Source organism: Streptomyces sp. NPDC046915 (assembly GCF_040644935.1).
In the GTDB taxonomy this organism is placed as follows: domain Bacteria; phylum Actinomycetota; class Actinomycetes; order Streptomycetales; family Streptomycetaceae; genus Streptomyces.
In genome coordinates this window covers 194,530-219,706 of the sequence record NZ_JBEYXB010000014.1, presented here as the reverse complement: position 1 = coordinate 219,706, position 25,177 = coordinate 194,530, and the positions used below count along the sequence as shown (strand labels likewise).

The following is a 25,177-nucleotide window of genomic DNA, read 5'->3' as shown; positions in this document are numbered from 1 at the left end:
CGTCCCGCAACCCGCCGACCCCCTCGCAGAATGAGCCCCGCATGACCCGCACGAAGTCGTCGACCGGCCGCCGCCGCAGGGCCCGCGCCCGCCGTCCCGCCCCCCGGGCAACCCGCCCGCAGGTCATGACCCTCGCCGCCCTGCTCGTCGTGGCGTCCGTGGTCTCGGGCTTCCTGGTCCTGACCAGACCGGACCACACGGAGCCCACCGCCGCCGCGGGATCGAGCAAGTCCGGCAAGGCCGCCCCCAAGGCCACCGCGGAACCCAAGTGGGACGGCAAGACCAAGATCCTCGGGGATGGCTCCACCTCCTACACCGGCCCGCAGAAGGGCCAGTTGAAGGCCGTTCCGCTCAAACCCGGTGAGAAACCGCCCCAGTTCGTGGTCTTCTCCTGGGACGGCGCGCTGGAGGGCAGCGACCACCTCTTCTCGCACTACCGGGAGCTGGCCAAGGAGTACAACGCCCACATGACCTTCTTCCTCACGGGCATCTACCTGCTGCCCAAGGCAAAGAAGGACCTCTACACCGGCCCGATGCACAAGCCGGGCGACGCCGCGATCGACTACGCCACCGACGAGCACATACGCACCACGCTGGAGCAGCTCCGGCAGGCGTACGACCAGGGCAACGAGATCGGCACCCACTTCAACGGCCACTTCTGCGAGGCCAAGGGCGGCAAGGACTGGAGCGTCGCGCAGTGGAAGAGTGAGATCGACCAGTTCTTCTCCTTCGCGGAGAAGTGGAAGACCAACACCGGCTTCAAGGACATCCCCGCGCTGCCCTTCGACTTCAAGAAAGAGGTCACCGGCGGCCGCGCGCCCTGCCTGGAGGGCCAGCCCAACCTGCTGAAGGCGATCAAGAGCTACGGCTGGCGCTATGACGCCAGTTCCCCGGGCGATTTCCAGATATGGCCGACGAAGAAGAACGGCATCTGGGACTTCCCGCTCCAGCTGCTCCCGTACACGGACAAGAACCAGGCCCTGTCGATGGACTTCAACTTCCTCTACAACCAGTCCAACGGCGAGGTGCACGGCGACCCGACGCAGTACCCCAACTGGGAGCAGATGACCATCGATTCGTACATGAAGGGCTTCAACCGGGTCTACTACGGCAGCCGGGCGCCGCTGTTCATCGGAAACCACTTCGAGGACTGGAACGGCAGCATCTACATGAAGGCGATCGACCAGGTCATCAAGAGCGTCTGCACCAAAAAGGGCGTCAAGTGCGTTTCCTTCAAGGAACTCGCCGACTGGATGGACGTGCAGAAGCCCTCGACCCTGGCGGCCCTGCGCACCCTCGACCCGGCGCAGAACCCGGACTGGTCCGCGGTCGTCAAGTGACGCCTGTAACCCGTTGATTCCACTTGTGCATCCCCCTTCACAACCGACTCACATGCCGTGCGAAGATGCCATCTCCCGGTAGGTGTACCGGTGTAGAGGGGAACAGCATTGAAATCCAGAAAACTGAGCCGTAAGCGGAGCCGTGCCGCCATAGTCTCGGCCGCTGCCGCATCGGTCGTCGCCGGAGTGGCCCTCGTGCCCAACTGGAGCGCCGGCGCGGCGGTCGTCGACGATCCGACGGTGGACGCGGCGACCAAGGCGACCTTCCAGCGGCTGGCCGACGCGGTCTTCACCGACCGCACCGACGCCCTGGTGAACGGGGCCGGCAAGAAGCGGGCCACGTCCGGTTTCACCGGCGACGTGAAGATGTCCACTTCGCAGAACCGCGAGGAGAGCTCCGCGCTGACCGAGCTGCGCGGCCGCAAGACCCGCCTCGCGAAGCTGGGTGAGAAGTACAGCGCCGGCAGCACCCGGGTCACGCTGGAAGCGACGCGGGTGACCGGCCGCACCGCCAAGGCCGACGTCGTCGAGAGCACGACGCTGACCTATGCGAAGGTCAAGGGAACGGAGCCGAAGACCACCGGCTTCCAGGCCCACCACGAGCTGACCTTCAAGGCCGACCGGCAGGGCAACTGGCAGCTCACCGACGTCCAGGACACCGACAACGGCTACATCGCCGTGAACCAGGTGGCCAAGCAGCCGGCCGCCGTGAAGGCCAGCCCCGCCCCTGCGGACGACAGCCCGCCCGAGGCGGCCAGGTCGGCCACCACGTGGCCCGCGTCGGCGAACGCCAAGAACATGACCGCCAAGGGCTACGACTACAAGGCCATGGTGGCGTACGCCACGAAGTACTGGAGCAACTACAACAAGGACTACCCGGACTTCAACGGGGCCGGTGCCGGCGGCGACTGCACCAACTTCGTCAGCCAGTCCCTGAAGGCGGGCGGCTGGAAGCACGTGCCCGGCGACGGCACGGACTTCCACAAGTGGTTCGGCAACTCCGAGATCCAGTCGGACTCGTTCGTCGGCGTCAACGAGTTCTCCTGGTTCGCGCTGTCCTCCAAGCGCGTCACCAGCCTCGCCAACGTCTACCAGTTGGACATCGGCGACGTGCTGCAGATGGACTTCAACAAGGACGGCGAGAAGGACCACTCGATGATCGTCACCTACCGCAGCCCGCAGGGCGTGCCGTACGTGACGTACCACTCCACCAACACCTACAACCGGTCGGTGCAGAGTCTCGTCGCGTCCTACCCGAACGCCGCGTTCTACGCCTACCGCACCTGACCTCGCGGTCCCTCGGGGCCCCGCTGCTCCTGCGCCGACCGCTGCTCCCGTGGTGGCGGTTCGGGGTGGCGGGCCCGCCAGTACGGGTTGTCGTGCGGCAGGGACGTACCGACCCTGCCGTACATCCCGAAGACCATCAGCAGCAGACCGACCACGAAGCTGAACAGCACGTTCTGGATCTTGAAGGCCAGGAAGTTGTAGTCGGTGTCGAGCAGTCCGAGGTTCAGGAAGCCGTTCAGGATGAACAGCACGCCGAGGACCATGTTCAGCCACGAGGCGAAGTTCCCGCCGATCACCATGCCGACGAAGAGCAGCAGCCCGACACAGATCGACAGGATGCTCAGCGTGCCGTTGGTGTTCAGGCCGATGACGGTGTTCCCGCCGGTGTCGAAGAAGCCGATGTGGTCGATGACGCCGAAGATTCCGAAGACCAGCAGGAAAAGGCCCATCAGGCCGGCACCGACCCGGTAGACGGTGTTCAGCCGGTGGTCCACGGGCAGATGCTCGTCGAACCTGATCCGCCGGCTGCTTTCCGGGGGCACTGTGTGCGAGGCCATCTCCGCCTCCCTGTCCGTGCGGGCGCAGAAGGTACGTATCTCCCAATATCCGCCCGCCATGCCCCGACGGCAACGGCTCGGCACACGCCGGGGTGCGCCCGCCCGCTCCCGCCGTCCGGCGGAGGGCCCTGGGTCGGGGTAGGAGGCCGCGGGGGGCGGGCGGCGAAGGGCTCAGTGGGCGCCGCCGCGTTCCTCTCGGATCTGGTTGACCACCCGGGTCACCGTCTGCCGTACCGCTTCGGTCTCGGTCAGGAAGTGCCAGTAGTCGGGGTGGCGGCCCTCCAGTGTGGTGATCGCGCGTTCCAGGCGGGCCACGGAGTCGTCGAGCGGGCGGGCGTGCCGGGGGTCGGGCGTGGTCCGGCCGGTCATGGCCAGCCGCTGCGCGTCCCGGATGGCGAAGCGGGTCCGGTCGATCTCCTGCTGCGGGTCCTTCTGTACGGCGTTCAGCCGGGCCAGCCGGTCACCGGCGGCGGACACGGCCTCGTCGGTGGTGTTCAGCAGCGCCCGCACGGTCGACAGCAGCGAGGTGGCGTCCGGCAAGCGCTGGGCGTCCCGGGCGGCGTGCGCCTCCGACAGCTTCCGTTCGGCCTGCCGCACGTTCTCGGCGGCCTGCTCGGGCACGTGCTGGAGGTCCTGCCAGCAGGCGGCGGAGAACCGGCGCCGCAGCTCGCTCAGCACCGGCTCCACCTGCCCGGCCCGGGTCGTCAGCGCCTGCGCGCGGGTCCGCAGGCTGACCAGCCGGTGATCGATCTCGGCGGCCTTCTCCGGCAGCCCGGAGGCCGCCGCGCGGATCGCCTCCGCCTCCCGCTGCACCCGCTCGGCCCGCTCCAGCGTCGGCGGCACGCCGTGCTGCCCGGCGCCCTGGTTGAGCTTGGTCAGCTCCGGGGAGAGCGCCGCGAGCCGGGCCGCGAGGTCGTCGGCCCTGAGGCCGGACTCCCGTACGGCGTCGAGGGCGTTGGACGCGGCCAGCAGCGCCTGCCGGGCCCGCTCCACCGCCGGGGCCAGCCGGGCCAGCTGTGTCTCGGCCTTGCCCAGCAGCGGCCCGAGGGAGTCGCCGAATCGGTCCAGCTCCTTCTTGACGCCGACCAGCTCGTCCTTGGCGGCGCTCAGCTCCGCGCGGGCCCGCCCGGCGACGGAGGCCTCCAGGTCGTCGCGGTCCAGGTCGTGCGCGTCGACCGCCTGGATGTACCGCTGGCTGACCTCGTCGATCCGCCGCCCGAGCGCCTCGAAGTCCGCGACCGCGCGGCGGGCCGCCGGGGAGTCGTCCACGGCGGAGATCGTCTCTATGGAGATCCGCAGATCGCGCTGAGCGGTGTCCAGCTCGTAGAACGCGGCGGCCGCGGCGTCCTTGGCGGCCTGGGCGTCCGCCCGCTGGGTCTCCGCCCGGCCGCCGAACCAGCCACGGACCGGACCGGGGGTCCTTCGGGGTGTCGCCGCCACATCCCTCTCCTGTGCCGTGGTTCGCCCTGCGAGGAGACATTCTCCCACCCGGTGAAGACGAACACACGCGCCGGTCAGTTCACCGTTCGCACGGTGACGCTCCCGTCATCGCTGCGGGCGGAGACGACGTGGGGACTGGAGTCGCTCCGGGGCACGGTGACGTGGCTGCCGCCGTCGGCGGACTTCGCCGTCACCCGGTACGTGGCCCGGGGCAGCCCGATCGTGACCGAGCCGTCGTCGCTGCGGGACTCCACCAGGTCCGGTACGGCGCCGAGTTCGAGGTGGACCGAGCCGTCCTTGGACGTCACCCGCACCCGGGGCGAGGAGACCTCGGCGTGCGTGGAGCCGTCGTCGGTGCGGACCTCCAGCGGGCCGGTGGAGTCGGTGACGTGCACGGACCCGTCGTGCGTACGGATCCCGAGGGCGTCCCGGAACCCGCGCGCCCGCACACCGCCGTCGTCGTCCTCCACCTTGACCGCGATCCCGCGGGGTACCTCGATGCGGTGCTTCGCGGAGCAGTCGGTGATGAATCCGGAGCACGTCATCCGCAGCACCAGCCTGTCGTCCTTCATCGACCAGGTCACCTTGGGGGCCTTGCCCACGACGGTCGAGCCCTCGAACCACCGGGTGACCTCGACCGTGCCCGCCTTGGCGGAGCCGGTGGCGACGATCTCCAGCGCCGAGTCGTCGGAGTCGACGGTGAGGGTGTGCCCGTGCAGGGCGAAGGAGCGGTGGTCGGGCTCCTTGTCGTCCCCCGCGGAGGCCCCGCAGGCGGAGAGCGCGGCGGTGAGCAGCACGAGACCGCCGAGGGCGGCCGTACGGCGGAGGGAAGCGGTTCGGGCGGCTGAGGTCATGCCTCGACCGTAGGAACCGGCGGCACGGGAACCCATCCGGAGCGCTCCCGTATTCGAGGTGGGGCTAACCCCCCGATACGGGTTTGCGGGGCAGTGCTCCCGGCAATGTAGGCTGTCGACTCGTCCCGGGTGCGTAGCTCAGGGGTAGAGCGCCTGCCTTACAAGCAGGATGTCGGCGGTTCGAAACCGTCCGCGCCCACCATGGGGAAGACCCCGGCCGGTTCCGGCCGGGGTCTTCCGCTGTCAGCCCCCTTCTTCCCCTTCTTCCTCCCGCTCCTTCTGCGCTTCGTTCGCGTACTTGAGCTTCATGCGGGCGTCTACGCGGTCGCTCGCGGCCACCTCCGACCAGAAGCGGTGGCCGCTGACGAAGACCGCCAGTTCGTGCTCGCGCTGCCGGAGCTTCTCGACCTCGGCCTGTTCGTCGGCCGTCCAGCCCGGGGAGGCCGGGCGCTCCACCTTGCGCCAACCGCCCTCGTCGCTGAAGCCGTCCAACGGCTCGACCGACCAGGGCAGCCGCTTCAGCAGGACCGACAGCTCGGCCCTGACCTGATGCAGCTCCTCCTGACCGGCGAGAAGGTCACTCGGAAAGTCATAGGTCGCAGCCACAGCTCAATGCTACGCCTGTTCGATTTTGGGAGGCGAGTTCGTTCGGGAGGTTCATGCGAACGAGTGCTCAGTCCGTCGGGAGGCCCGCCCGGGTCGCCAGGGCGCCCAGGGCATCCCGCAGGATCTCCCGCTGGGCGGGGGTGAGTTGGGCGGTGATCTCGGCGTCCAGGGCGCGCGCCTCGGCGGCGCAGTCGCTCAGCAGCCGGTGGCCCTGCTCGGTCAGGGTGAGGACCTGTCGGCGGCGGTCGTCAGGGTCCCGTACCCGCCGCACCGCGCCGAGATTCTCCAGGTGGTCGGCGAGCGAGACGACCAGGCTGGGTGCCACGCCGAGCCGGCCGGCCAGGTCCTGCTGCGAGGCGAACGAGCCCTGGCCGAGGGCGGTGAGCAGGCCCACGTGCTTGGGCTTGAGGTCGTACGGCTCGATCCGCTCGGCGAAGCGGTCGCCGATCACCGCGCCGAGGGTGCCGAGACGGAAGACCAGGGTCTGCGGCAGGCCTGCGGAGCCCTTGACTTCATTCATGGCGAGTACGGTACCGTCGCTCAATCATTCACAGCCAGAACGATTCACGAGGTGATGGGAATGTCCGCGCACACCGCACACCTGCTGATCGGCCTCCTCAACGCGTTCGGCGCGCTCGTCTCGGGACTCTTCGCCGCGGTCGGCACCGCCCGCCCCGCACTGGCCCTCGGCCCGGACGAGCCCGCGCACACGGGCGTGGTGTTCTTCGCCCGCGCCTATGCCGTGCGGGCCGTCCCGCTCAGCGCGGTCGTCCTGGCGCTCCTCGCCGCGGGCGCCTGGGACGCCGTCGCCCCCGTCCTCGTCGTCGCCGGCCTGGCCCAGCTGGGCGACGCGGTCATCGGTGCCACCCGGCGCAACCCGGGCATGCTCGGCTCCGCCACCGCGCTCGCCGCGCTGCACCTGATCTCGGCGGGATGGCTGCTGACGTACTGAGCGGCGCCGGGGACACTGGGGGCATGTGCCGGAGCATCAAGACACTGCGCCCGCCCGCGTTGGCCGAGGAGGCCACGGAGGACGAGATCAAGGCTGCCGCGTTGCAGTACGTGCGGAAGGTTTCCGGGTTCCGGGCACCTGCCGCCCACAACCAGGAGGTGTTCGACCGAGCCGTGGAGGCGGTGGCGGCGGCGACCGCGGAACTGCTGGGCGGGCTGGAGGTGCGGGGGCAGGTCGCCAGGCCGGCGGGATAGCGGCGGGCACTCCGAAGTGCCGGGTGCGGATATTTCAGCCCGTCCGGCGTTTGAGGACGCGGCCGTTCAGGCCGAAGCGGGGGTCTGGGGGCGGCAGCCCCCAGTGGACGTGAGCTGGACGAGCCCCGACTACACCGGCTGCCGACGCATCACGTACGCCGCCCCGGCCCCCGCCAGGAACAGCGCCGCCAGGGAGACCCCCGTGGCCAGCCAGGTGGCGCCCAGCCACTGCGCGCCGAAGTAGCCGAGGGCGACGCTGTAGGCGGCCCAGGACAGACCGGCCAGGGCGGACCAGGGCAGGAAGTCGCGGGCGCGGCGGTGCGCGGCGCCCGCGCAGAAGGAGACGACCGAGCGGCCGGCGGGGGCGAAGCGGGCCAGGACGACCAGGGCGCCGCCGCCCCGGGCGAGGGCCGCGCCGAGACGTTCCTGCGCCGTGGTGAGGCGGCGGGAGCGGGCGATCGCGCGGTCCAGCCGCTCCCCGCCGCGCCAGGCCAGCCGGTAGGCCACGAGATCGCCGAGGAGCGAGGCGGTGGCCGCGGAGAGGGTCAGGGCCAGGATGTCCGGCACATCGTGCGGGACGCCTCCCGTCGCCGCGTTCGAGCCGGCCGCCGCGGCGGTCGCGGCGGTGATCACCAGCACCCCGCTCGGCAGCACTGGCACGAAGACGTCGAGCAGGACCGACAGGGCCACCATGACGTAGATCCATGGGCCGGCGGCGGTCACGGCTGCCAGCGACCCCACGTTCTCGAACACGACTGCTACTCCCCGTTGGTCCCCCGATGACAGCCATACAGCGTACGCCCGAGGTGTGACAGGAGGTGCATAGGGGGCTGATGTGAGGGCTGATACGAGGACTGATGTGCGCCGGTGCCCTCCCCCGCGCGGCAGGGGAGGGCACCGTGACCGGGGCGGTCAGGCCGCTACCGTGGCCCGCTCCGTCGTCCGCTTCTCCGTGCCGGAGGCGCGCCGGGCCAGCAGCCGGTCGAGGCCGAAGGCGCCCGAGCCGGTGAAGACGAGCAGGAGGAACGACCAGCTGAACAGCGCCGCCAGTTCGCCACCGTTCTGGATCGGCCACAGGGCCGCCTTCTGGTGGATGTCGAAGTAGGCGTACGCCATGGACCCGGAGGCGAGCAGCGCGGCGCCGCGGGTGCCGAGGCCGAGCAGGGCCAGCCCGCCGCAGACCAGTTGGATGACGGCCGCGTACCAGCCGGGCCAGGTGCCGGCGTCGATGGTGCCGCCGTCGGTGCCCATCGCGCCGCCGAGGACGCCGAAGAGCGAGGCGGCGCCGTGCACGGCGAAGAGCAGGCCGACGACCATCCGGAACAGGCCGAGGGCGTAGGGCTGAGCGGTGTCGAGGCGTTCGGACATGGGGGGTTGCTCCTTCGGTTTCGGTCGGACCGGTCGGGGACTGACCGGTCGGTGGGGGCGGCGGTACCGAACGAGAGACCCAGGCTAGGAGCACCTAATCGATGCTTGCAAGTTCAACATTTGGCCATGGTTCCGCTTCCGTTTGCGGTTCCGTCACGGCCGCAGCCGCACGTGGGGCGGCTCCCGCGACCACATCGACGCCCGAAAGCGTGACCGAATCCACGCCCGATGTGCCCTCACACAGGGCTGATGACGGACTCCTCCACGGTCTCCAGGTCCCCGGCCGAGCCGCGGCGCGCTCGTGCCCGCTCCAGCCGCAGCCGGGCCGAGCGCCCGTGCAGCGTCAGGGTCATCAGCTGGTTCCCGAACCACGGGCCGCCCGTCCTGCGCCACTCGACCGGCGGCCGGGGGCAGCCGCCGTGCCGGGCGAAGAGCCGGCCGAGGAGGCGGGCCGGGGCGCTCCAGCCGACGCGGAAGCCCAGCCGGATGGACGCCGGCACGGAGTTGTGGACGGGGGAGCAGGTCAGTTGCAGGATCCGGGCCTCGGGCGGGCGGGCCGGCCAGGACGGCTCGGCGGTGTAGGCGTGGTGGACGTCGCCGGACAGCACGCAGACGCTCGCCGGCGCCCGCGGGCCCGATCCGGCCTCGGCGAGCAGCCCGGCCAGGTCGGCGAAGGACTCCGGGAAGGCCGCCCAGTGCTCCAGGTCGGCCCGGCGGCGCAGCCTCTCGCCGAACCGCGCCCAGCGCGCGCCCCGCACGCCCCGGCACAGGGTGGCGTCCCATGCCTCGACGTCGTGCACGAGGTGGGGCAGCAGCCAGGGCAGCGAGGTGCCGACGAGAAGGTGGTCGTACCCGCCCCGGTCGTCCAGCGCCTGCTCGCGCAGCCACCGCGCCTCGCCGGGGGCGAGCATCGCGCGGCGGTCCTCCGCCAGCACCCGCGCCGCCCGCGAGTCGACCATCAGCACGCGTACGCGGCCGAAGTCGCGCCGGTAGCTCCAGCGGACCGAGGCGGGGTCGGTGTCGGCGCGGGCGGCGAAGGCGCGCAGCAGGTCGGTGCCGTCGGGGGCGGCGCGTACGGCTTCGTGGACGGGGTCGGCCGCCAGCTCGGCGGGGGAGAGGTTGCCGATGTGCTGGTACACCCAGTACGACATCAGCCCGCTCAGCAGCCGTTCCTGCCACCACGCGGTGTCCCGGACGTCGGCGAGCCAGGCGGCGGAGGTGTTCCAGTCGTCGATCACGTCGTGGTCGTCGAAGATCATGCAGCTGGGCACGGTGGACAGCAGCCAGCGCACTTCGGGGTCCAGCCAGGACTCGTAGTAGAGCCGGGTGTACTCCTCGTAGTCCGCCACCTCGCCGCCCGGCGCCTCGCGCAGGTCGCGGCGGGCGGCCAGCCAGCGCCGGGTCTCGGCCGAGGTCTCGTCGGCGTACACCTGGTCGCCGAGCAGCAGCAGTACGTCGGGCCGTTCGCCACCGGGGTCGGCCGCCAGCCGGGCGGCGAGGCAGTCGAGGGCGTCGGGGCCGACCGGGTCCGTGCCGTCGGCCGGGGCTGCGGCCCAGCGGCAGGAGCCGAAGACGACGCGGACCGCCTCTTCCGCGGTGCGGGTGGCGATGACGGAGGGCGGGAGGCGGGAGTCGGCGAGCGGCCAGACGCGGGTGCCGTCGAGGAACACCTCGTACGGCACCGACGTGCCCGGTGTCAGTCCGGTCACCGGCACCAGGGCGTAGTGGTGGCCGGCCACCTGGAAGGTGCGGGCCGTGCCGCCGGCGCCGTCCGCGCAGCGCACCTCGGCGGCGCACGGACGGCTCGCCTCGACCCAGACGGTCGCGCACGCGCCGTCGACGTATCTCAGCAGCGGTCCCAGGCGCAGTGCGGCCACGGCGGTCACCCTCCTCCGTCGCCCCGTACGGTACGGAACGCGGAGGAGGGTGGGGAGGGTCCGTCAGCAGCTCGCCAGGTAGTTGGTGAGCGCGGTCTTCTCGGCGGAGTCGACCGAGAGGCCGTAGTAGTACTTCACCTGGACCCAGGCGCGCACGTAGGTGCAGCGGTAGGACGTCAGCGAGGGCATCCACTCGGCCGGGTCCTTGTCGCCCTTGGACTGGTTCACGTTGTCCGTGACGGCGAGGAGCTGCGGGCGGGTGACGTCGTTGGCGAAGGCCTCGCGCTGGGCGGTGGTCCACTTGCCGGCGCCCGAGTCCCAGGCCTCCGCGAGCGGCACCAGGTGGTCGATGTCGACGTCGGAGGCGGCGGTCCAGGTGGCGCCGTCGTAGGGGGAGTACCAGCTGCCGCTGGTGGCGGTGCAGGCGGAGTTGGTGACGACGTTCGTACCGTCGCGCTTGAGGATCCACTCACGGGTGTTGCAGGTGCCGCTGATGGTGTCCCAGGTCGGGAACAGGTCGCGCGCGTAGCCGGTGCGGTTCTCGGTGGCCACGGTGAGCGAGGCGAGGTAGCCGCGGGCGGTGGCGGCGCTGACCGGGGTGGGGAGGGCGGCGGAGGCGCTCGGGGAGTTGAAGAGGGCGGCGGAGGCTATCAGGCCGGTGAGGGTCGCGAGTATGCTCAGTCGTCGACGCGCGTAGAACCTTGCGGAGCGGGCCATGCGAACTCCCTTTTGGGGTGGGGGTGTTGGAGCGCGAGCGTGGGAATGCTCGCGGCGCCGTGTGGCGGGGAGGTGTGCGCTGGGTAAGAAGTTAATGACGCGTACATGACACGACAAGGTTCAGGACCGAACTTTCGGTCTCCGAGGCCGGTGGAGGCGTCACGTACGATGGACGGCGTTGAAGGGGAGTAGCTCTTCGCCGGACCGTCGACATACTGCTCAGCCAGCCTGAGCCGGCGCCCGGAGGCGGATCCCGCGCGGACCGCCCAGCGAGACCTTCGGCAAGCAGTGCACGCCCGTGCCCTTCGGCACGGGCGACGAGTGTGCTGCCATGCCGAGGTGTCTCTTGTGAGGTTCAGCACTCTCGGTGGGGCAGCCCCGACCGATTGAGGACCCTTGATCAGCATCACCGTGACGGCGCTCGTCTTCGGCGTCATCTTTCTCGCCGAACTGCCGGACAAGACCGCGCTCGCCGGGCTCGTCCTCGGCACCCGCTATCGCGCCTCGTACGTGTTCGCGGGCGTCGCCGCCGCCTTCCTCCTGCACGTCGTGCTCGCCGTCGCGGCCGGCAGCGTGCTGACCCTGCTGCCCCAGCAGATCGTGCACGCGATCACCGGCGTCCTCTTCCTCGGTGGCGCGGCGATGCTGCTGTTCCAGAAGGGTGAGGACGAGGAGGAGATCCGCAAGCCCGCCGACCAGTCCTTCTGGAAGGTCGCGGGCACCGGCTTCATGCTCATCCTCGTCGCCGAGTTCGGTGACCTCACCCAGATCATGACCGCGAACCTCGCCGCTCGCTACGACGACCCGATCTCCGTCGGGCTCGGCGCGGTCCTGGGGCTGTGGGCGGTGGCCGGGCTGGGCATCGTCGGCGGCAAGGCCCTGATGAAGCGGGTGCCGTTGCGGCTGATCACCCAGATCGCGGCCCTGCTGATGCTGGGGCTCGGCGCGTGGAGCCTGTACGAGGCCGTGGCCGGCTGAGCTGAACGCCGGGTGAACGCTTGCCGGGGACGGTGGCGGATACGGGCAAGGTTTTGTACCGTAGGGAAACAAAGTGGCTCCCGCCCGTTTTCCCTGACCGGCGGGCGGGGCGCTTTGTCCCTCCCCACCTCGGGATCTCTCGTCATTGGAGCTGCCGATGCCGGCCACCGTCCTCACCGCCCGTGCCCTCCTGCTCGACATGGACGGCACCCTCGTCAACTCCGACGCCGTCGTGGAACGGATCTGGCGTCGCTGGGCCGAGCGGCACGGGCTCGACGGGGACGAGGTGCTGAAGGTCGTACACGGGCGGCAGGGGCACGCGTCGATGGCGGTACTGCTGCCCGACCGGCCGGTCGAGCAGAACCTCGCGGACAACGCGCTCATGCTCGCGCAGGAGACCGCGGACATGGACGGCGTGGCGGAGGTGCCGGGAGCGGGTGCCTTCCTGGCCTCCCTGCGGGGCGCGGGCGTGCCGCACGCGCTGGTGACCTCCGCGGACGTACCCCTGTCCACCGCGCGGATGGCCGCCGCCGGGCTACCCCTGCCGGACGTGCGGATCACGGCCGAGTCCGTCGGCGCGAGCAAGCCCGACCCCGAGGGCTTCCTGAAGGGCGCCGCCGAACTGGGCGTCGCCCCCGCCGACTGCGTGGTCTTCGAGGACTCCGGCGCCGGGATCACGGCGGGGCGCGCCGCGGGGATGCGGGTCGTGGGCGTCGGCCCGCGGGCCGGGCTCCACAGGCCGGACGTGGCGGTGCGGGACCTCCGGCAGGTGCGGGTGGAGACGGTCGAGGGCGGGGGCGTTCGGCTGCACGTCGGCCCGTAGGTGCGGGTCGGCTGGAGGCTCGGGCGGGTTTCGCTCGCCCGCGCCGACGGGGTGCCGCCCCCACTATCGGCTTCGCTCGAGCGGGGGCCCCACCGCCCACCCGTGCCGCCTGGGGGTCCCCCAGGCCCTTGAGGCACGGGGGGAGGCACGACTGCCCGCGGCTACGGCGGCTCAGTGGCTACGGCTCCGACGTCTCCGACTCCAGCTTCGTCCGGGTCGCGGTGTCGTACACGCCCAGTTCGTCGGCCTCGATGCCTCGGGCCCACTGGTAGGTGCGGACGGCGGTCTCGACCTGGGTGGAGTAGTCGCCGTCGATCTTGCCGGCGTAGAGGTTGAGCTGGCGCAGGCGCAGCTGGAGCTCGGTGACCTCCGCGCCCTGGTCGCCGGGGCGCAGCACCGGGTCGGAGGTCGGGGCCGCCGGGGCCGGGGTGTTGGCGCGCGTGGCCGTCTGGGTGGGCCGCGGGGTGCGGGTGGGAGTGGGGGACGCGGAATCCGCCGATGCCGACGCCGAGGGTGACGGGGTCGGGGACGGGCTCGCGCTGCGGGACGGGACGGCGGGCGCGGACGTCCGGGCGGGCGGGACGGCGGGGGCCGAGCTCGGCGTCGTCGGGGCGCTCGATGTCACGTCCGGAACGCTCTCCCGTACCTCCTGGGGCGCGGCACCGTCCCGCGACGGCGTGTCGTAGGAGAACAGGCCGCTCGCGAAACCGGCCGCCGCGAGGAGCGCGGCCAGGGCGGCGCCCGTGGAGAGCAGCGCGGTGCGCCGACGGCGCGGCGCGGGGCTCCCGGGTTCGCCGAGCCGGTCCTCCGGGTCCGGCCGGTCCGGTTCCACCGCGCGCATGGGCATCGTGACCGCGGCGGACGCGGTGGGCTCAGGCTCGGGCGAGCGCAGCGGCATCGTGGAGTCGGCCGGGGCGTCCAGGTCGACGTACGGACGTATGCGCAGCGGGTCGAAGTCCTCCGCCGCGGCCGCCTCGGCCGTACGCGTGTCGCGCAGGGCTTCGGCTGCCCGCTGGGTGCAGTCGCACGACGGGGCACTGTCCGGCCCCCTCGGCGCGCCGCATTCCGGGCACGGGTGGCCCTTCGGTGCTGTCACGCGTTCGTTCCCTCCCCATACGAATCACCGCCCCAGGGCTCCACAGATTATGCAGAAGTCCCCCACAAACACCCGGCGGCGCCCCGGAGGAGTACCGTCACCGAAAGGACTCAACAGGCCATAACGGGTGACACCGAAGACCATGAAAGGTGTCACACGAGCCGCGGGAGGTCTCCATGGCCCTGGATGCGCACGGCACGGCGAGGAAGCCGCAGAGTCCCGAGGACGCCGAGCACGTCCGCGCGAACGTCCTCGTCTCGATCGGCGCCCTGCTCCTCGGCCTGCTGCTCGCCGCCCTCGACCAGACGATCGTGTCGACCGCCCTGCCGACCATCGTCAGCGATCTCGGCGGGCTGGAGCATCTGTCGTGGGTGGTCACCGCGTATCTGCTGGCCTCGACCGCCGCGACCCCGCTGTGGGGCAAGCTCGGTGACCAGTACGGACGCAAGAAGCTCTTCCAGACCGCGATCGTGATCTTCCTGATCGGCTCCGCGCTGTGCGGCATGGCGCGGAACATGCCCGAGCTGATCGGCTTCCGGGCCTTGCAGGGCCTCGGCGGTGGCGGGCTGATGGTGCTGTCGATGGCGATCGTCGGCGACATCGTCCCGCCGCGCGAGCGGGGGCGCTACCAGGGACTGTTCGGTGCCGTCTTCGGCGCGACCAGCGTGCTGGGACCGCTGCTGGGCGGGCTGTTCACCGAGCATCTGAGCTGGCGCTGGGTGTTCTACGTCAACCTGCCCGTCGGCGTCGTCGCCCTCGGCGTGATCGCCACGGCCCTGCGCATCCCGCGCCGCGCCGCCCGCCACGTCATCGACTACCTGGGCACCTTCCTGATCGCCGCGGTCGCCACCTGCCTGGTGCTGGTCGCCTCGCTCGGCGGCACCACCTGGGGCTGGGGCTCGGCACAGACCGTCGGGCTCGCGGTGCTGGGCGTCGTGCTGGCCGTCGCGTTCGTCGCCGTGGAGCGCAGGGCCGCCGAACCCGTCCTCCCGCTGAAGCTCTTCCGCATCCGCACCTTCACGCTCGCCGCCGTGATCAGCTTCATCGTCGGCTTCGCCATGTTCGGCGCGATGACCTACCTGCCGACCTTCCTCCAGGTCGTGCAGGGCATCTCGCCGACCTTGTCCGGCGTGCACATGCTGCCGATGGTGTTCGGCCTGCTGCTGTCCTCGACCGTCTCCGGGCAGATCGTCAGCCGCACCGGCCGCTGGAAGGTCTTCCCGGTCGTGGGCACCGGGGTCACCACGCTCGGCCTGCTCCTGCTGCACCGGCTCGACGAACACAGCACGACGGCCGCGATGAGCGTGGACTTCTTCGTCTTCGGCCTGGGCCTCGGCCTGGTCATGCAGGTCCTCGTCCTCATCGTGCAGAACGCCGTCTCGTACGAGGACCTCGGCGTCGCCACCTCCGGCGCCACCTTCTTCCGGTCCATCGGCGCCTCCTTCGGCGTCGCCATCTTCGGCACGGTCTTCGCGAACCGGCTCGCCGACAACCTCGCCACCGCCTTCCGGGGCGTCCGGCTGCCCGGCGGCCTGTCCGCGGACACGCTGAAGTCCGACCCGCGCGGCATCGCCGCCCTGCCGCCCACGCTGCGCCCGGCGGCCCTGCACGCGTACGCGTCCTCGATCACCGACGTGTTCCTGTACGCGGCTCCCGTCGCCCTCCTCGGTTTCGTACTGGCCTGGTTCCTGAAGGAGGACCGGCTGCGCGGCTCGGTCACGGCACCGGACGTGTCGGAGACCATCGCCCCCAACCCGGTCGAGCGCTCCTCGTACGACGAGGTGTGCCGCGCGCTGTCCCTGCTCGGCACCCGCGAGGGGCGGCGGGAGGTCTATGTGAAGATCACCGAGCGGGCCGGGTACGACCTGCTGCCCGGGGCCGGCTGGATGCTGCTGCGGATCAGGCGGTACGGCTCGGTGGAGCCGGGCATGCTCGCCGAGCGCACCACCGTGCCGCTGAACGTGATCCTCGAGGCCGCCCGCCAGATAGAGGAGCGCAAGCTCGTGCTGCGGCAGGGCCTCGACCTCACCCTGACCGACACGGGCCGCGCCGTCGCCGAGCGGCTGGCCAAGGCCCGCGAGGAGTCGATGGCCGAACTGCTGGGCGACTGGTGGGGGCCCGACCGCCCCACCGACCTGGACCGGCTGGTGCGGGAACTGACCGGCGAACTGTGCGGCTCGGAACGGGAGCGGCCGCACAACGGGGCGACGGCGAAGTTCAGTTGAGGTCCTGGCGGTTGAGGTCCTAGCTGTTGAGGTTCTCGCGGACGAGGTCCTTGCGGAACCAGTGCTCGGCGTACACGTCGTCGTTGTGCGGCTCCGTCTCCGCGTAGCCGAGCCGGGCGTACAGGGCGCGGGCCTCCACCAGGTCCGTGCGGGTGTCGAGGATCATCCGCTCGGCGCCGAGCGAGCGGGCCGTGTCCTCGGCGGCGGCCACGAGGAGCGCGGCGCCGCCCTTGCCGCGCATCGCCTCGTACAGGAAGACCCGGGTGAGCTCGGCGGTGGCCGGGTCCAGGAGCCGTACGCCCGCGCTGCCGGCGGGCTCACCGTCGTACCGCGCCACCAGCAACCGCCCTGTGGGCGGCCCGAGTTCGGCGCCCGGGTGGGCCGCGATCTCCCTCTCCAGCTCCGCCGGCTCGGTGCGCCGCCCCTCGTGCAGCAGGTACCAGCGGTCGCTGACCTCGGTGTAGTACGCCCGCCAGAGGGCGGCGGCGACGGGGGAGTTCGCGGGTTCCCGGGAGACGGTCCAGGTCATGCCCGCATTGTCAGGACGCGGGGGGCGTCCGGCGCAACCGAATATGCGTGACCTCCGGTGAGTCCAGCACCTGGGTCTTGCGCCACTCGATGGGCAGGCCGCCGAGGTCGCCCGGGTCGCCGAACAGCCGCCGTCCGTCGCACAGGAGCACGGGCACGACGTGCAGGAGCAGTTCGTCCAGCCGGCCGTCGCGGATGAACTGCCCCACCAGGTCGGCGCCCCCGGCGAGGGAGACGTCCTTGCCGCCGGCCGCCTCCCGGGCCAGCTCCAACGCGCGCTCCGGTCCCTCGGTGACGAAGTGGAAGGTGGTGCCGCCCCGCTTCACCAGCGGCTCGCGCGGGTGCCGGGTGACGACGAACACCGGCATGTGGAAGGGCGGTTCGTCGCCCCACGGGATCTCGCCGGTGATGTACATGCCGTGGCCCATCACCACCGCGCCCGGCCGGGCGACGTGCTCGGCGAGCAACTCGTCGTCGGGTCCGCCCGCGCCCCCCTCCATCCCCTGCATCCGACGGAACGTGCGCAGCCCGAACACCCACGAGTGCAGCCGCTCGCCGCCGATGCCCAGCGGGTGCTCGCGCCCCGACTCGGGGCCGGCGATGTACCCGTCCAACGACATGGCCAGCCGCGCGATGACCTCACCCATGACTACCTCCTCGGTTCCCGGGGACCTCCGGTCCCTCACACCCCTGCGTCGATCGGGCCGCCGCGGGATCGACACACCGGGCCGAGGAGTTTTCGTCGACGGCATCCCGCTCGTCGCCCCCCCGGCTCGGCCGGAACATGCCCGGAGCGCACCGCTTCGCTGACGGAGCGTCGTTTGTGGGCCGCCTTCCGGGCAACCCGGGCAGTGAACCGGCCCACGGGGCCGACACACCGGAAGGCAGACATGTCCACAGGCTTGATCATTGCTCTGGTCGTGATCGTGGCGGCCGTGGTCGTTGTCGCGGCCGCCTCGACCCGGCGCGCCCGCGGCGGAAACGGCGGGCGGAACCTCAGGCGGCGCTTCGGGCCCGAGTACGACCACGTGCTGGCCCGGCACGACGGCGACACCAAGGCCGCCGACCGCGAGCTGACCGAGCGGCTGGAACGGCACGGCGGGCTGCGCGAGCGGCCGTTGGAGCCCGCGGAACGTGAACGGTTCGAGGCCCGCTGGGCCGCGGCCCAGGAACACTTCGTCGACTCGCCGCGCGAGGCGGTGGCGGACGTCGACCGGCTGCTCGCCGAAGCGGCCGGCGCGCGTGGCTTCCCGGACGGCGGACAGTACGAGGAGCAGCTCGCCGCGCTGTCCGTGCACCACGCCGGGAACGTGCGGGGTTACCGGCGCGTCCACCGCGCCGTCGGCGCCGCGGGGGACGGGTCCGGCACCGACACCGAGGAACTGCGCGCGGCGATGCTGGAGGCGCGGGACCTGTTCGCGGACCTGATGCGTTCCGACCAGCGCGCCCCGGTCTCCCACAAGGCGGAGCGCTCCCACCGGCCGCACCTGTTCCACCGGCACCCGGTCGCGGAGAGGTGACACACATGACCGACGTGACCCGACACGGCGCGACACCGCCCGCGACCGAGAAGCAGGCGACCGAGAAGCAGGCGACTGTGAATCCGGCGACCGAGAAGCCGGGGACCGAGACGCCCGCGGCCGAGGCGCGAAGGGCTGAGCCACCCGCGCCACCCTCACCGTCCGCACCACCCGCACCGTCCAAGCCGCCCGCGGCCTCCGCCGCGTCGCTCGTCCCCCACGAGGAGACCGACAAGTTCGGACTGCGGCTGCAACAGGCGGTCTCCGGGTTCGTCGACGAACCCCGGGACGCGGTGGAAGAGGCCGACCGGGTGGTGGAGGAGATCGCCGCCCGCTTCACGGAGGCGGTCGGCCGGCGCCGGCGCACCCTGCGCATGTCCTGGCAGTCCGCCGACGACAAGCCCGGCTCCACGGCCGACACCGAGCAACTCCGGCTGGCCCTGCGGGACTACCGGGAACTGGCGGAGCGGCTGCTACGCCTGTGACTTGATACCCGCCGCCGCCCGGCGCTCCCGCCACTCACGTACGACCTCCTCGACGTCGTACGGCTTCATGCCCAGCGGGGGGCCGGGCGGCGGCTTGAACATCATGTCGCGGAGCTTGACGTTCACCTCGTCGATGATCTTCCGCGCGATCCGCTCCGAGGGCGCCGCGTACGCCGCCGCGAGGGCGTCCTCGGCCTCCTTGCGCAGGGCCAGGGCCGGCGGCAGCATCGCCAGGCCCTCGCGGGCCATCTTGCGCTTCACCCACCACAGTTCGTCGTACGAGGTCTCCAGGTCCCTCGGCAGCGGCTTGCCGGCGCCGGGCAGCTGATCGAACTCGCCGCGCCCCTCGGCGTCACGGATCTGCTTGTCGACCCAGGACTCGAACGGCACCCCAGGTGGCTTTCGCTCGGTCATGAGGCCATTGTGCCGGACGTGGCCCGGCCGGGCGTTTTATCATGCGGCGGCGGAGCGCCAATCCGGCCGCCGTACCAGCACATTCCAGGGGGAACGCACGTGCTCGAACTCACGATGGCCACCGTCTCCGCGGCGGACGCGGGCGCCACGGCCGGCATGACCATGGCCGACGCGCCCAGCGAACCGGGTGCCGCGCTGCGGGTGGGCCGGGATGCGGCCGTGTGCCGCCTGGTGACGCCCGAGGACTGGCTGTTCGTCTCCCGGGTCCACCTGGAGTTCCTGTGCGGGCCGGACGGCGGCTGGCAGGTGTCCTGGCTGCGCGGCTCGCAGGCCGACCCGTCGGCCGAGGTGCGGCTGACCGTCGGCGAGTACGCGCAGACCATCGCCTACGGCGGCACCGTACGGCTGCCCCGGGGCGGCTCCGGTGAGATCATCATCCAGGACCGCACCGAGCCGCGCAGCGTGAACGTGGGCTTCTACCACGAGGGCTAGGCGAGCACCCGGGCCAGGGCGAAGCCGTCGTAGCCCTTGCTGCCCACCGTCTGGATGGCGGTGCCGCTCAGTCGCGGGTGGGCGGCGATCAGCTCGATGGCGGCGCGGGTGCCGCGTACGTCCGGTTCGATGCTCTCGGCGTCCACGACCCGGCCGCCGCGTACGACGTTGTCGATGACGACCAGGCTGCCCGCGCGGGTGAGCCGCAGCGCCCACTCGACGTAGTGGGCGCTGTTGGACTTGTCCGCGTCGATGAAGACCAGGTCGAAGGGGGCGGGGTTCTCGTCGGCCAGCTTGGGCAGCGACTCCAGGGCCGGGCCCACCCGCACCTCGACGATCTTGTCCAGGCCGGCGCGGGCGATGTTGCGGGTGGCGACCTCGGCGTGCTTGGCGTTGTACTCGAGCGAGACGAGGCGGCCGTCGGCCGGAAGGGCGCGGCCCAGCCAGATGGTGCTGTAGCCGCCGAGCGTGCCGATCTCGAGGATGGTGCGGGCGTCCTGGATCTGGGCGAGGAGCTGGAGCAGCTTGCCCTGGTTCGCCGTGACGCTGACGTGCGGGAGCTGAGCCGCCTCGCTGTCGCGCAGTGCCGCCTGGAGCACCTCGTCGTCGGGCGAGAGGTGGCTGGTGAAGTAGAAGTCGACATCGTCCCAGAGCTGCGACCCGCTCATGCGTCCACTGCCTTTCCCTGTCCGGTACTCGCCGAATACCCCGGCGGCACCTTACGCACCCGGCCGCCACAGATCACCTGCCTCTACGGCGTGTCCACCAGCACCCATGCGGGTCGGCTGGAAGGTACGGCTCCCCTCTCCCGTCGAGGGCGACTGGGAGGCGCGGCCTGCTCTTATCAGCCCGTCCGGCGTTTGAGGACGAGGCCGTTCAGGCCGATGGGGTCCGGGGCGGAGCCCCGGCGGGGTCGAAGGGGCGGAGCCCCTGGGGACGGGAAAGGGCAGGGGCGGCGGGGGCGAGGAACCGTCGTGGGCCCACCCGCACCACCCCACCCCGCCCGCGGAGCGACCGGTCAGACGCGCTCCACCGACGGCGCGGACCCCGGCAGCGGCCGCCCCGCGGACTCCGCCATGCGCCACACCGCGAAGCCCCCGATGACGGCCGCGGCCATCATGTAGTACGCGGGCATCATCATGTTCCCGGTAGCCCCGATCAACGCCGTGACCACCAGCGGAGTCGTACCGCCGAAGAGCGAGACGGACACGTTGAAGCCGATCGACAGCGAGCCGTAGCGAACACGGGTCGGGAACAGGGCCGGCAGCGCGGCGGGCATCGCCGCGGTGAAGCACACCAGCAGAAGACCCAGCGCACCCATGCCGAGCGCGACCGCGAGCAGGCTGCCCTGGCGGATCAGCAGCAGGGCGGGAACGGAGAGGGCGAGGAAGCCCACGCAGCCCACCGCGATGATCGGCCGGCGGCCCACGCGGTCGGACAGCGCGCCCACGAAGGGCTGGACGATCATCATCAGGGTCATCACGCCGAGGACGACGAGCAGGCCGTGCGTCTCGTCGTACTTCAGCTCACTGGTGAGGTAGCTGGGCATGTACGACAGCAGCATGTAGTCCGTGACGTTGAAGACCAGGACCAGGCCCATACAGAGGAGCAGGGCCTTCCACTGGCCCGCGACCATCTCGCGCAGCGGAACCTTCGGACGGTTCGTTTCGGCCTTTTCGACCTCGGCGGCGAACGCCGGGGTCTCCTCCAGCCGCATCCGCAGGTACAGCCCGATGATGCCCATCGGGCCCGCGATCAGGAACGGCACCCGCCAGCCCCAGGTCAGCAGGTCGTGCGAGGACAGGAGCGCCGTCATCAGGGTGACCAGGCCCGCGCCGCCGATGTAGCCCGCCAGCGTGCCGAACTCCAGCCAGCTGCCGAAGAAGCCGCGCTTCTTGTCCGGCGCGTACTCGGCGATGAAGGTGGACGCGCCCGCGTACTCGCCGCCGGTCGAGAAGCCCTGCACCAGCCGGGCGGCCAGCAACAGCAGCGGCGCGCCCACGCCGATCGACGCGTACGACGGGATCAGGCCGATCGCGAAGGTGCCCACCGCCATCATGATCATGGTGACCGCGAGGACCTTCTGGCGGCCGACACGGTCGCCGAGCGGTCCGAAGACCATGCCGCCGAGCGGGCGGACCAGGAAGGCCGCGGCGAAGGCGCCGAAGGTGGACAGGAGCTGGGCGGTCGGGTTCCCGGAGGGGAAGAAGACCTTGCCGAGCGTCACCGCGATGTAGCTGTAGACGCCGAAGTCGAACCACTCCATGGCGTTGCCCAGCGCGGCGGCCTTCACGGCACGCTTGACCATCGCCGGTTCGGTGACGGTGACCCGGGCGGCGGGGGACTTCGCGGAAGCGGGGGACTTCGGTGAGGCGGACACGGGGGCGGCTGTGGCACTCGCCAAGGCTTCGCTCGCCTGCCTTTCGACGGGGACAGATACGCGGTCCGCACGGCGGCGGGCGGGCCGAAAACGACCATAGGGTGACTTGTGCCGCTTACGGGTCGCACGCACTTCGATGCAGGGTGCAACTAAATGGCCCGTGTACAGGTACGTCTGCCGGTCCGCACGCCCGTTTTCGGCCAGCATGCTGTGATCCTTCTCGCGCCTCGGCCGGGCAACCGCACACCCCCCGGACTATCGTCATCCGGACAAAAGGCGAGCGGCGGTCAGGCGAAGAGGGGGTTGCCCGCGTCTCTCGTCGGGGGGCGCGAGCCTCAGGAGGACGCGCGGAGGAGTCTCCGCGCGTGAGGCCCACGGGAAGTACGGGACACGCGGGACGGATGGGGCGGGAGGCCTACGGGGCGTGGCGAACGTGGAGCACGGCGGACGACCGGCGGCGGACGGTTTCGGAGCGACGGCCGTAGCAGAGGCGAGACCCCCGCTGCGTGTGGTCCGGCTCGGCCTGTGGCTGGTGGCCGCGATCCTGGCGATACGGCAGGTGGCGGTCGTCCTCTCCACCCCGAGCGGTCAGCGGCTGACCGCCCTGGAGACCTGGGTCGGCCCCGAGGGCGTCCTGCATGTGAAGGGCTCGCTGTACGACTCCACCCGCTTCACCGGCACTCCCTTCGGCGGCCTCGTCCTCAAGCCACTCACCCGTTCGGCCGAACAGGCGCTCGGCTGGGGCTGGACCTTCGGCACGCTGCTGCTGGTCGTCGCCCTCGGCCTGGTCGCCGCCCGAGCCCTGCCCCAGCCGGTCGACCGCCGCACCTCGCTGCTGGCCGCTCCGGTCGCCGTCAGCCTGCTGATGCTCTCGCTGCCGGTGCGCAACACCCTCTGGCTGGGCCAGACCAGCATCATCCCGGTGCTGCTCGTCCTGCTCGGCTGCTTCACCGTGCGCGGGGAACGCGCCGGCGGACTCTGCATGGGCCTGGCCGCCGCGCTCCAGCCGACCGTACTGCTCTTCGCGCCGCTGCTGTGGTTCACCGGCCGCCGGGGCGCCGCCGTGACCACCGGTGCCACCTTCGCCGCGAGCACCGCGCTGGCCTGGGCCGCGATGCCGCACGACTCGTACACCTACTGGGTGCACCACATGGCCGGCGCGGGACTCGGCGGCGAGGCCGACGGCCTCGGCAACCAGTCCCTGCACGGCGGCCTGCTGCGGCTCGGCCTCACCGGCCCCCTCGAAATAGGCCTCTTCCTGTTCCTGGGCGCGGCCGTCGCCGTCCTCGGCCTGCGCCGCGCCGTCCACTACGCCCGTGACGGGCAGCTGCTGCTCGCCGTCGCGATCACCGGCTGCGCGGCGGTCGTGGTCTCGCCGACGGCCTGGCAGCACCAGCTGCTGTGGGTGCTGCTCGCGGTGGTCGGCCGGGTGGGGAGGCGGGCGTCCGACCGTTACGTGTGGCCGGTGGCCGTGGTCCTCGTGACCACCCTCCCCGCGAAGATGATGCTGCCGAACGTGCCGGCGATGTACCCCCTGCGGGACGACATCGTGCTGCTCGCGGCCCTGGCGGCGGCGACCGCCGTCCCGTTCCTGTCGCGCGCCTCCCCGTACTACCGGGCGCCGATCCCCGCAAAGTACGCGGCTCCCGTCCCCGCCCGCTTCCGGCGCGTCCCGCTGCTGCCCTTCCTCCGCCGGGCCCTCACCCGCCCCAGCCTGCTCCTGGAGCTGCTCCTCATACGCGTCACGTACGCCGCGTACCAGCAGGTCCGCCTGGCGGCGACGGGCGGCAGCAACTCGGCGGACCGGGCGCGGGCGGAGGAGCACGGCCGTCTCGTCCTCGACATCGAGCGCTTCCTGCACATCGACTTCGAGCACGCGGTCAACCACGCGGTGACCAAGGTCGACTGGCTGCGGAGCTTCTTCGACTTCTACTACGAGTCGTTCCACTTCGTCGTGCCCCTGACCATCATGGCCGTCCTCTACTGGCGCCGCCCGGCCGACTACCGCTGGGCCCGCTCGGCCCTCGGCTTCGCCACCCTCCTCGCCCTGGCCGGCTTCTGGGCCTTCCCCCTGGCCCCGCCCCGTCTGATGCCGTCCCTCGGCATCATCGACACCGTCCACGGCGCCCAGAACTTCTCCAAGCCGGACTACGGCACCCTCACCGCCCTCACCAACCAGTACGCCGCGATGCCCTCCCTGCACTTCGGCTGGTCCCTGTGGTGCGGCGTCGTCATCGCGATCATGGCCCCGAGATGGTGGATGAAGGCCCTGGGCCTGCTCCACCCGCTCTTCACGGTCTCGGCCATAGTCGCCACCGGCAACCACTGGGTCCTCGACGCGCTCGGCGGCGCCCTGGTCGTGACCGGCGGCTTCGGTCTGACCTACCTGTTCCAGGGCCCACGAGCCCGACTCACCCCCACGGAGGCTCCGACGACGACCGACCGCGAACGAACGGCACCGGTGAAGGAGACGGCGTCCGGATGACACCGATGAGGGAGTCCGAGCTGGTCATCAACCGGGTCGCGCAGGGGATCGTCCCGCTGGCGGAAGGCGTGGCCTGGTTCTCCGCGCTCGATCGCGCCGGACAGACCGCCGTGCTCGTCGAGATCGGCCACTACCTGATGCAGGCGAGCGCGACCGTTGAGGACGGCCGGGCCGGGGTGGCGAGGGCCGGGGTGAAACCCACGGTCACCCCGGCGGTCCTGATCACGATGGAGCCCTTCCTCCAGAGGGTGGGGACGATCATCGGCCTTCCCGAGGCCGAGCATGTGAAGGCCTTCCGCGTGCTCGTCTCGACCTTCACGGTGGCCGACACGCGCCGGAGGGAAACACGGTGCCAGGGGCGTTGTACGCATGCGTGGCACAACCTGGGTGCCTGATCAGCGGAGCCGCGGAACCGCGGGACCGCAGAACCACCGGACCGCCGGAGGCCGGGGCTTTCGGGGGAGGCAGGTACTGGGCGTGGGGGTGGTCCTGCCTCCCC

Annotated in this window: 27 protein-coding genes and 1 tRNA gene; 13 read left to right on the top strand and 15 right to left on the bottom strand. The window is 71.5% G+C overall.

Going from position 1 to position 25,177, the window contains the following annotated elements:
* Nucleotides 1–41: 41 nt before the first annotated feature.
* Both ABZ915_RS32360 and ABZ915_RS32355 read left to right on the top strand, forming a co-directional pair.
* Complete coding sequence (locus ABZ915_RS32360) at nucleotides 42–1,340, top strand: hypothetical protein (RefSeq protein WP_361810591.1); 1,299 nt, start codon at nucleotides 42–44, stop codon at nucleotides 1,338–1,340.
* Nucleotides 1,341–1,526: 186 nt separating this feature from the next.
* Complete coding sequence (locus tag ABZ915_RS32355) at nucleotides 1,527–2,627, top strand: amidase domain-containing protein (protein WP_361810658.1); 1,101 nt, start codon at nucleotides 1,527–1,529, stop codon at nucleotides 2,625–2,627.
* Here ABZ915_RS32355 and ABZ915_RS32350 read toward each other — a convergent pair.
* From ABZ915_RS32350 to ABZ915_RS32340, 3 genes are all read right to left on the bottom strand, one after another.
* A complete protein-coding gene (locus ABZ915_RS32350) occupies nucleotides 2,615–3,184 on the bottom strand; it encodes a DUF4383 domain-containing protein (RefSeq protein ID WP_361810589.1) in 570 nt (189 codons plus the stop codon). The two genes, ABZ915_RS32355 and ABZ915_RS32350, sit on opposite strands and share 13 nt — an antisense overlap.
* A 171-nt stretch (nucleotides 3,185–3,355) precedes the next feature.
* Entirely contained in the window at nucleotides 3,356–4,624 is a 1,269-nt protein-coding gene (locus ABZ915_RS32345; RefSeq protein ID WP_361810587.1) for a hypothetical protein, read from the bottom strand.
* A gap of 74 nt (nucleotides 4,625–4,698) precedes the next feature.
* On the bottom strand, nucleotides 4,699–5,478 hold the full coding sequence (locus tag ABZ915_RS32340) for a DUF4097 family beta strand repeat-containing protein (RefSeq protein WP_361810585.1): 780 nt from the start codon (nucleotides 5,476–5,478) through the stop codon (nucleotides 4,699–4,701).
* 127 nt (nucleotides 5,479–5,605) lie between these two features.
* Here ABZ915_RS32340 and ABZ915_RS32335 point away from each other — a divergent pair.
* Nucleotides 5,606–5,680 (top strand) — tRNA-Val (locus ABZ915_RS32335).
* A 41-nt stretch (nucleotides 5,681–5,721) separates the two neighbouring features.
* Here ABZ915_RS32335 and ABZ915_RS32330 read toward each other — a convergent pair.
* Together ABZ915_RS32330 and ABZ915_RS32325 are read right to left on the bottom strand one after the other, a co-directional pair.
* A complete protein-coding gene (locus ABZ915_RS32330; protein ID WP_361810583.1) occupies nucleotides 5,722–6,084 on the bottom strand; it encodes a hypothetical protein in 363 nt (120 codons plus the stop codon).
* A gap of 67 nt (nucleotides 6,085–6,151) precedes the next feature.
* A complete protein-coding gene (locus ABZ915_RS32325) occupies nucleotides 6,152–6,604 on the bottom strand; it encodes a MarR family winged helix-turn-helix transcriptional regulator (RefSeq protein ID WP_361810581.1) in 453 nt (150 codons plus the stop codon).
* Nucleotides 6,605–6,664: 60 nt separating this feature from the next.
* Here ABZ915_RS32325 and ABZ915_RS32320 point away from each other — a divergent pair, with 60 nt between their 5' ends.
* Nucleotides 6,665–7,036 carry a hypothetical protein gene (locus ABZ915_RS32320; protein WP_361810579.1) on the top strand — a complete coding sequence of 124 codons (372 nt, stop codon included), beginning with the start codon at nucleotides 6,665–6,667 and terminating at the stop codon, nucleotides 7,034–7,036.
* A gap of 23 nt (nucleotides 7,037–7,059) precedes the next feature.
* Nucleotides 7,060–7,290, top strand: coding sequence for a DUF2277 domain-containing protein (locus ABZ915_RS32315; RefSeq protein ID WP_361810577.1), 231 nt, complete (start codon nucleotides 7,060–7,062; stop codon nucleotides 7,288–7,290).
* 129 nt (nucleotides 7,291–7,419) lie between these two features.
* On the opposite strand, the gene ABZ915_RS32310 is transcribed toward ABZ915_RS32315, so the two are convergent.
* The 4 genes from ABZ915_RS32310 to ABZ915_RS32295 form a co-directional block, all read right to left on the bottom strand.
* Nucleotides 7,420–8,043, bottom strand: coding sequence for a VTT domain-containing protein (locus ABZ915_RS32310; RefSeq protein WP_361810575.1), 624 nt, complete (start codon nucleotides 8,041–8,043; stop codon nucleotides 7,420–7,422).
* A 159-nt stretch (nucleotides 8,044–8,202) separates the two neighbouring features.
* The gene (locus ABZ915_RS32305; RefSeq protein WP_361810573.1) at nucleotides 8,203–8,658 is read right to left on the bottom strand and encodes a DoxX family protein; all 456 of its coding nucleotides are present in this window, start codon (nucleotides 8,656–8,658) and stop codon (nucleotides 8,203–8,205) included.
* Nucleotides 8,659–8,894: 236 nt separating this feature from the next.
* Nucleotides 8,895–10,535, bottom strand: a complete 1,641-nt coding sequence (locus ABZ915_RS32300) for an alkaline phosphatase D family protein (RefSeq protein ID WP_361810571.1) — start codon at nucleotides 10,533–10,535, stop codon at nucleotides 8,895–8,897.
* A gap of 63 nt (nucleotides 10,536–10,598) precedes the next feature.
* Entirely contained in the window at nucleotides 10,599–11,252 is a 654-nt protein-coding gene (locus tag ABZ915_RS32295; RefSeq protein ID WP_361810569.1) for an HNH endonuclease family protein, read from the bottom strand.
* A gap of 396 nt (nucleotides 11,253–11,648) precedes the next feature.
* Between ABZ915_RS32295 and ABZ915_RS32290 the strand changes: the two genes are divergently transcribed.
* Together ABZ915_RS32290 and ABZ915_RS32285 are read left to right on the top strand one after the other, a co-directional pair.
* Nucleotides 11,649–12,230, top strand: a complete 582-nt coding sequence (locus tag ABZ915_RS32290) for a TMEM165/GDT1 family protein (RefSeq protein ID WP_361810567.1) — start codon at nucleotides 11,649–11,651, stop codon at nucleotides 12,228–12,230.
* A 157-nt stretch (nucleotides 12,231–12,387) separates the two neighbouring features.
* Complete coding sequence (locus ABZ915_RS32285; RefSeq protein WP_361810565.1) at nucleotides 12,388–13,053, top strand: HAD family hydrolase; 666 nt, start codon at nucleotides 12,388–12,390, stop codon at nucleotides 13,051–13,053.
* 178 nt (nucleotides 13,054–13,231) lie between these two features.
* Here the strand turns inward: ABZ915_RS32285 and ABZ915_RS32280 are convergent, their stop codons facing one another.
* Nucleotides 13,232–14,149 (bottom strand): peptidoglycan-binding domain-containing protein, encoded by a 918-nt coding sequence (locus ABZ915_RS32280; protein WP_361810563.1) that lies wholly within the window; start codon nucleotides 14,147–14,149, stop codon nucleotides 13,232–13,234.
* Nucleotides 14,150–14,325: 176 nt separating this feature from the next.
* On the opposite strand from ABZ915_RS32280, the gene ABZ915_RS32275 reads away from it, so the two are divergent.
* Nucleotides 14,326–16,374 carry an MFS transporter gene (locus ABZ915_RS32275; protein WP_361810561.1) on the top strand — a complete coding sequence of 683 codons (2,049 nt, stop codon included), beginning with the start codon at nucleotides 14,326–14,328 and terminating at the stop codon, nucleotides 16,372–16,374.
* Between the two features lie 19 nt (nucleotides 16,375–16,393).
* On the opposite strand, the gene ABZ915_RS32270 is transcribed toward ABZ915_RS32275, so the two are convergent.
* Together ABZ915_RS32270 and ABZ915_RS32265 are read right to left on the bottom strand one after the other, a co-directional pair.
* Nucleotides 16,394–16,903 (bottom strand): GNAT family N-acetyltransferase, encoded by a 510-nt coding sequence (locus tag ABZ915_RS32270; protein WP_361810560.1) that lies wholly within the window; start codon nucleotides 16,901–16,903, stop codon nucleotides 16,394–16,396.
* Nucleotides 16,904–16,913: 10 nt separating this feature from the next.
* Nucleotides 16,914–17,549 carry a dihydrofolate reductase family protein gene (locus ABZ915_RS32265; RefSeq protein ID WP_361810558.1) on the bottom strand — a complete coding sequence of 212 codons (636 nt, stop codon included), beginning with the start codon at nucleotides 17,547–17,549 and terminating at the stop codon, nucleotides 16,914–16,916.
* Between the two features lie 243 nt (nucleotides 17,550–17,792).
* On the opposite strand from ABZ915_RS32265, the gene ABZ915_RS32260 reads away from it, so the two are divergent.
* Nucleotides 17,793–18,422: a hypothetical protein gene (locus ABZ915_RS32260; protein ID WP_361810556.1), complete on the top strand. Its 630-nt coding sequence runs from the start codon at nucleotides 17,793–17,795 to the stop codon at nucleotides 18,420–18,422.
* Between the two features lie 5 nt (nucleotides 18,423–18,427).
* Nucleotides 18,428–18,907, top strand: coding sequence for a hypothetical protein (locus tag ABZ915_RS32255; protein ID WP_361810554.1), 480 nt, complete (start codon nucleotides 18,428–18,430; stop codon nucleotides 18,905–18,907).
* On the opposite strand, the gene ABZ915_RS32250 is transcribed toward ABZ915_RS32255, so the two are convergent.
* Entirely contained in the window at nucleotides 18,896–19,321 is a 426-nt protein-coding gene (locus tag ABZ915_RS32250) for a DUF1992 domain-containing protein (protein WP_361810552.1), read from the bottom strand. The genes ABZ915_RS32255 and ABZ915_RS32250 overlap by 12 nt on opposite strands.
* 99 nt (nucleotides 19,322–19,420) lie before the next feature.
* Here ABZ915_RS32250 and ABZ915_RS32245 point away from each other — a divergent pair, with 99 nt between their 5' ends.
* A complete protein-coding gene (locus ABZ915_RS32245; protein ID WP_361810550.1) occupies nucleotides 19,421–19,813 on the top strand; it encodes a hypothetical protein in 393 nt (130 codons plus the stop codon).
* Here the strand turns inward: ABZ915_RS32245 and ABZ915_RS32240 are convergent.
* Both ABZ915_RS32240 and proP read right to left on the bottom strand, forming a co-directional pair.
* Nucleotides 19,810–20,481 (bottom strand): O-methyltransferase, encoded by a 672-nt coding sequence (locus ABZ915_RS32240; protein ID WP_361810548.1) that lies wholly within the window; start codon nucleotides 20,479–20,481, stop codon nucleotides 19,810–19,812. The two genes, ABZ915_RS32245 and ABZ915_RS32240, sit on opposite strands and share 4 nt — an antisense overlap.
* Nucleotides 20,482–20,831: 350 nt before the next feature.
* Nucleotides 20,832–22,193 (bottom strand): glycine betaine/L-proline transporter ProP, encoded by a 1,362-nt coding sequence (proP, locus tag ABZ915_RS32235; protein ID WP_361810546.1) that lies wholly within the window; start codon nucleotides 22,191–22,193, stop codon nucleotides 20,832–20,834.
* Between the two features lie 424 nt (nucleotides 22,194–22,617).
* On the opposite strand from proP, the gene ABZ915_RS32230 reads away from it, so the two are divergent.
* On the top strand, nucleotides 22,618–24,678 hold the full coding sequence (locus ABZ915_RS32230; protein WP_361810544.1) for a bifunctional glycosyltransferase 87/phosphatase PAP2 family protein: 2,061 nt from the start codon (nucleotides 22,618–22,620) through the stop codon (nucleotides 24,676–24,678).
* Nucleotides 24,675–25,073 carry a DUF5958 family protein gene (locus ABZ915_RS32225; RefSeq protein ID WP_361810542.1) on the top strand — a complete coding sequence of 133 codons (399 nt, stop codon included), beginning with the start codon at nucleotides 24,675–24,677 and terminating at the stop codon, nucleotides 25,071–25,073. The genes ABZ915_RS32230 and ABZ915_RS32225 overlap by 4 nt, the downstream gene beginning before the upstream one ends.
* Nucleotides 25,074–25,177: the final 104 nt, after the last annotated feature.

Coding starts and splice junctions, on each gene's coding strand:
- ABZ915_RS32360 (WP_361810591.1), top strand. CDS start 42: ATGACCCGCACGAAGTCGTCGACCGGCCGCCGCCGCAGGGCCCGCGCC.
- ABZ915_RS32350 (WP_361810589.1), bottom strand. CDS start 3,184: ATGGCCTCGCACACAGTGCCCCCGGAAAGCAGCCGGCGGATCAGGTTC.
- ABZ915_RS32340 (WP_361810585.1), bottom strand. CDS start 5,478: ATGACCTCAGCCGCCCGAACCGCTTCCCTCCGCCGTACGGCCGCCCTC.
- ABZ915_RS32325 (WP_361810581.1), bottom strand. CDS start 6,604: ATGAATGAAGTCAAGGGCTCCGCAGGCCTGCCGCAGACCCTGGTCTTC.
- ABZ915_RS32320 (WP_361810579.1), top strand. CDS start 6,665: ATGTCCGCGCACACCGCACACCTGCTGATCGGCCTCCTCAACGCGTTC.
- ABZ915_RS32315 (WP_361810577.1), top strand. CDS start 7,060: ATGTGCCGGAGCATCAAGACACTGCGCCCGCCCGCGTTGGCCGAGGAG.
- ABZ915_RS32305 (WP_361810573.1), bottom strand. CDS start 8,658: ATGTCCGAACGCCTCGACACCGCTCAGCCCTACGCCCTCGGCCTGTTC.
- ABZ915_RS32295 (WP_361810569.1), bottom strand. CDS start 11,252: ATGGCCCGCTCCGCAAGGTTCTACGCGCGTCGACGACTGAGCATACTC.
- ABZ915_RS32285 (WP_361810565.1), top strand. CDS start 12,388: ATGCCGGCCACCGTCCTCACCGCCCGTGCCCTCCTGCTCGACATGGAC.
- ABZ915_RS32275 (WP_361810561.1), top strand. CDS start 14,326: ATGGCCCTGGATGCGCACGGCACGGCGAGGAAGCCGCAGAGTCCCGAG.
- ABZ915_RS32270 (WP_361810560.1), bottom strand. CDS start 16,903: ATGACCTGGACCGTCTCCCGGGAACCCGCGAACTCCCCCGTCGCCGCC.
- ABZ915_RS32265 (WP_361810558.1), bottom strand. CDS start 17,549: ATGGGTGAGGTCATCGCGCGGCTGGCCATGTCGTTGGACGGGTACATC.
- ABZ915_RS32260 (WP_361810556.1), top strand. CDS start 17,793: ATGTCCACAGGCTTGATCATTGCTCTGGTCGTGATCGTGGCGGCCGTG.
- ABZ915_RS32255 (WP_361810554.1), top strand. CDS start 18,428: ATGACCGACGTGACCCGACACGGCGCGACACCGCCCGCGACCGAGAAG.
- ABZ915_RS32250 (WP_361810552.1), bottom strand. CDS start 19,321: ATGACCGAGCGAAAGCCACCTGGGGTGCCGTTCGAGTCCTGGGTCGAC.
- ABZ915_RS32240 (WP_361810548.1), bottom strand. CDS start 20,481: ATGAGCGGGTCGCAGCTCTGGGACGATGTCGACTTCTACTTCACCAGC.
- ABZ915_RS32225 (WP_361810542.1), top strand. CDS start 24,675: ATGACACCGATGAGGGAGTCCGAGCTGGTCATCAACCGGGTCGCGCAG.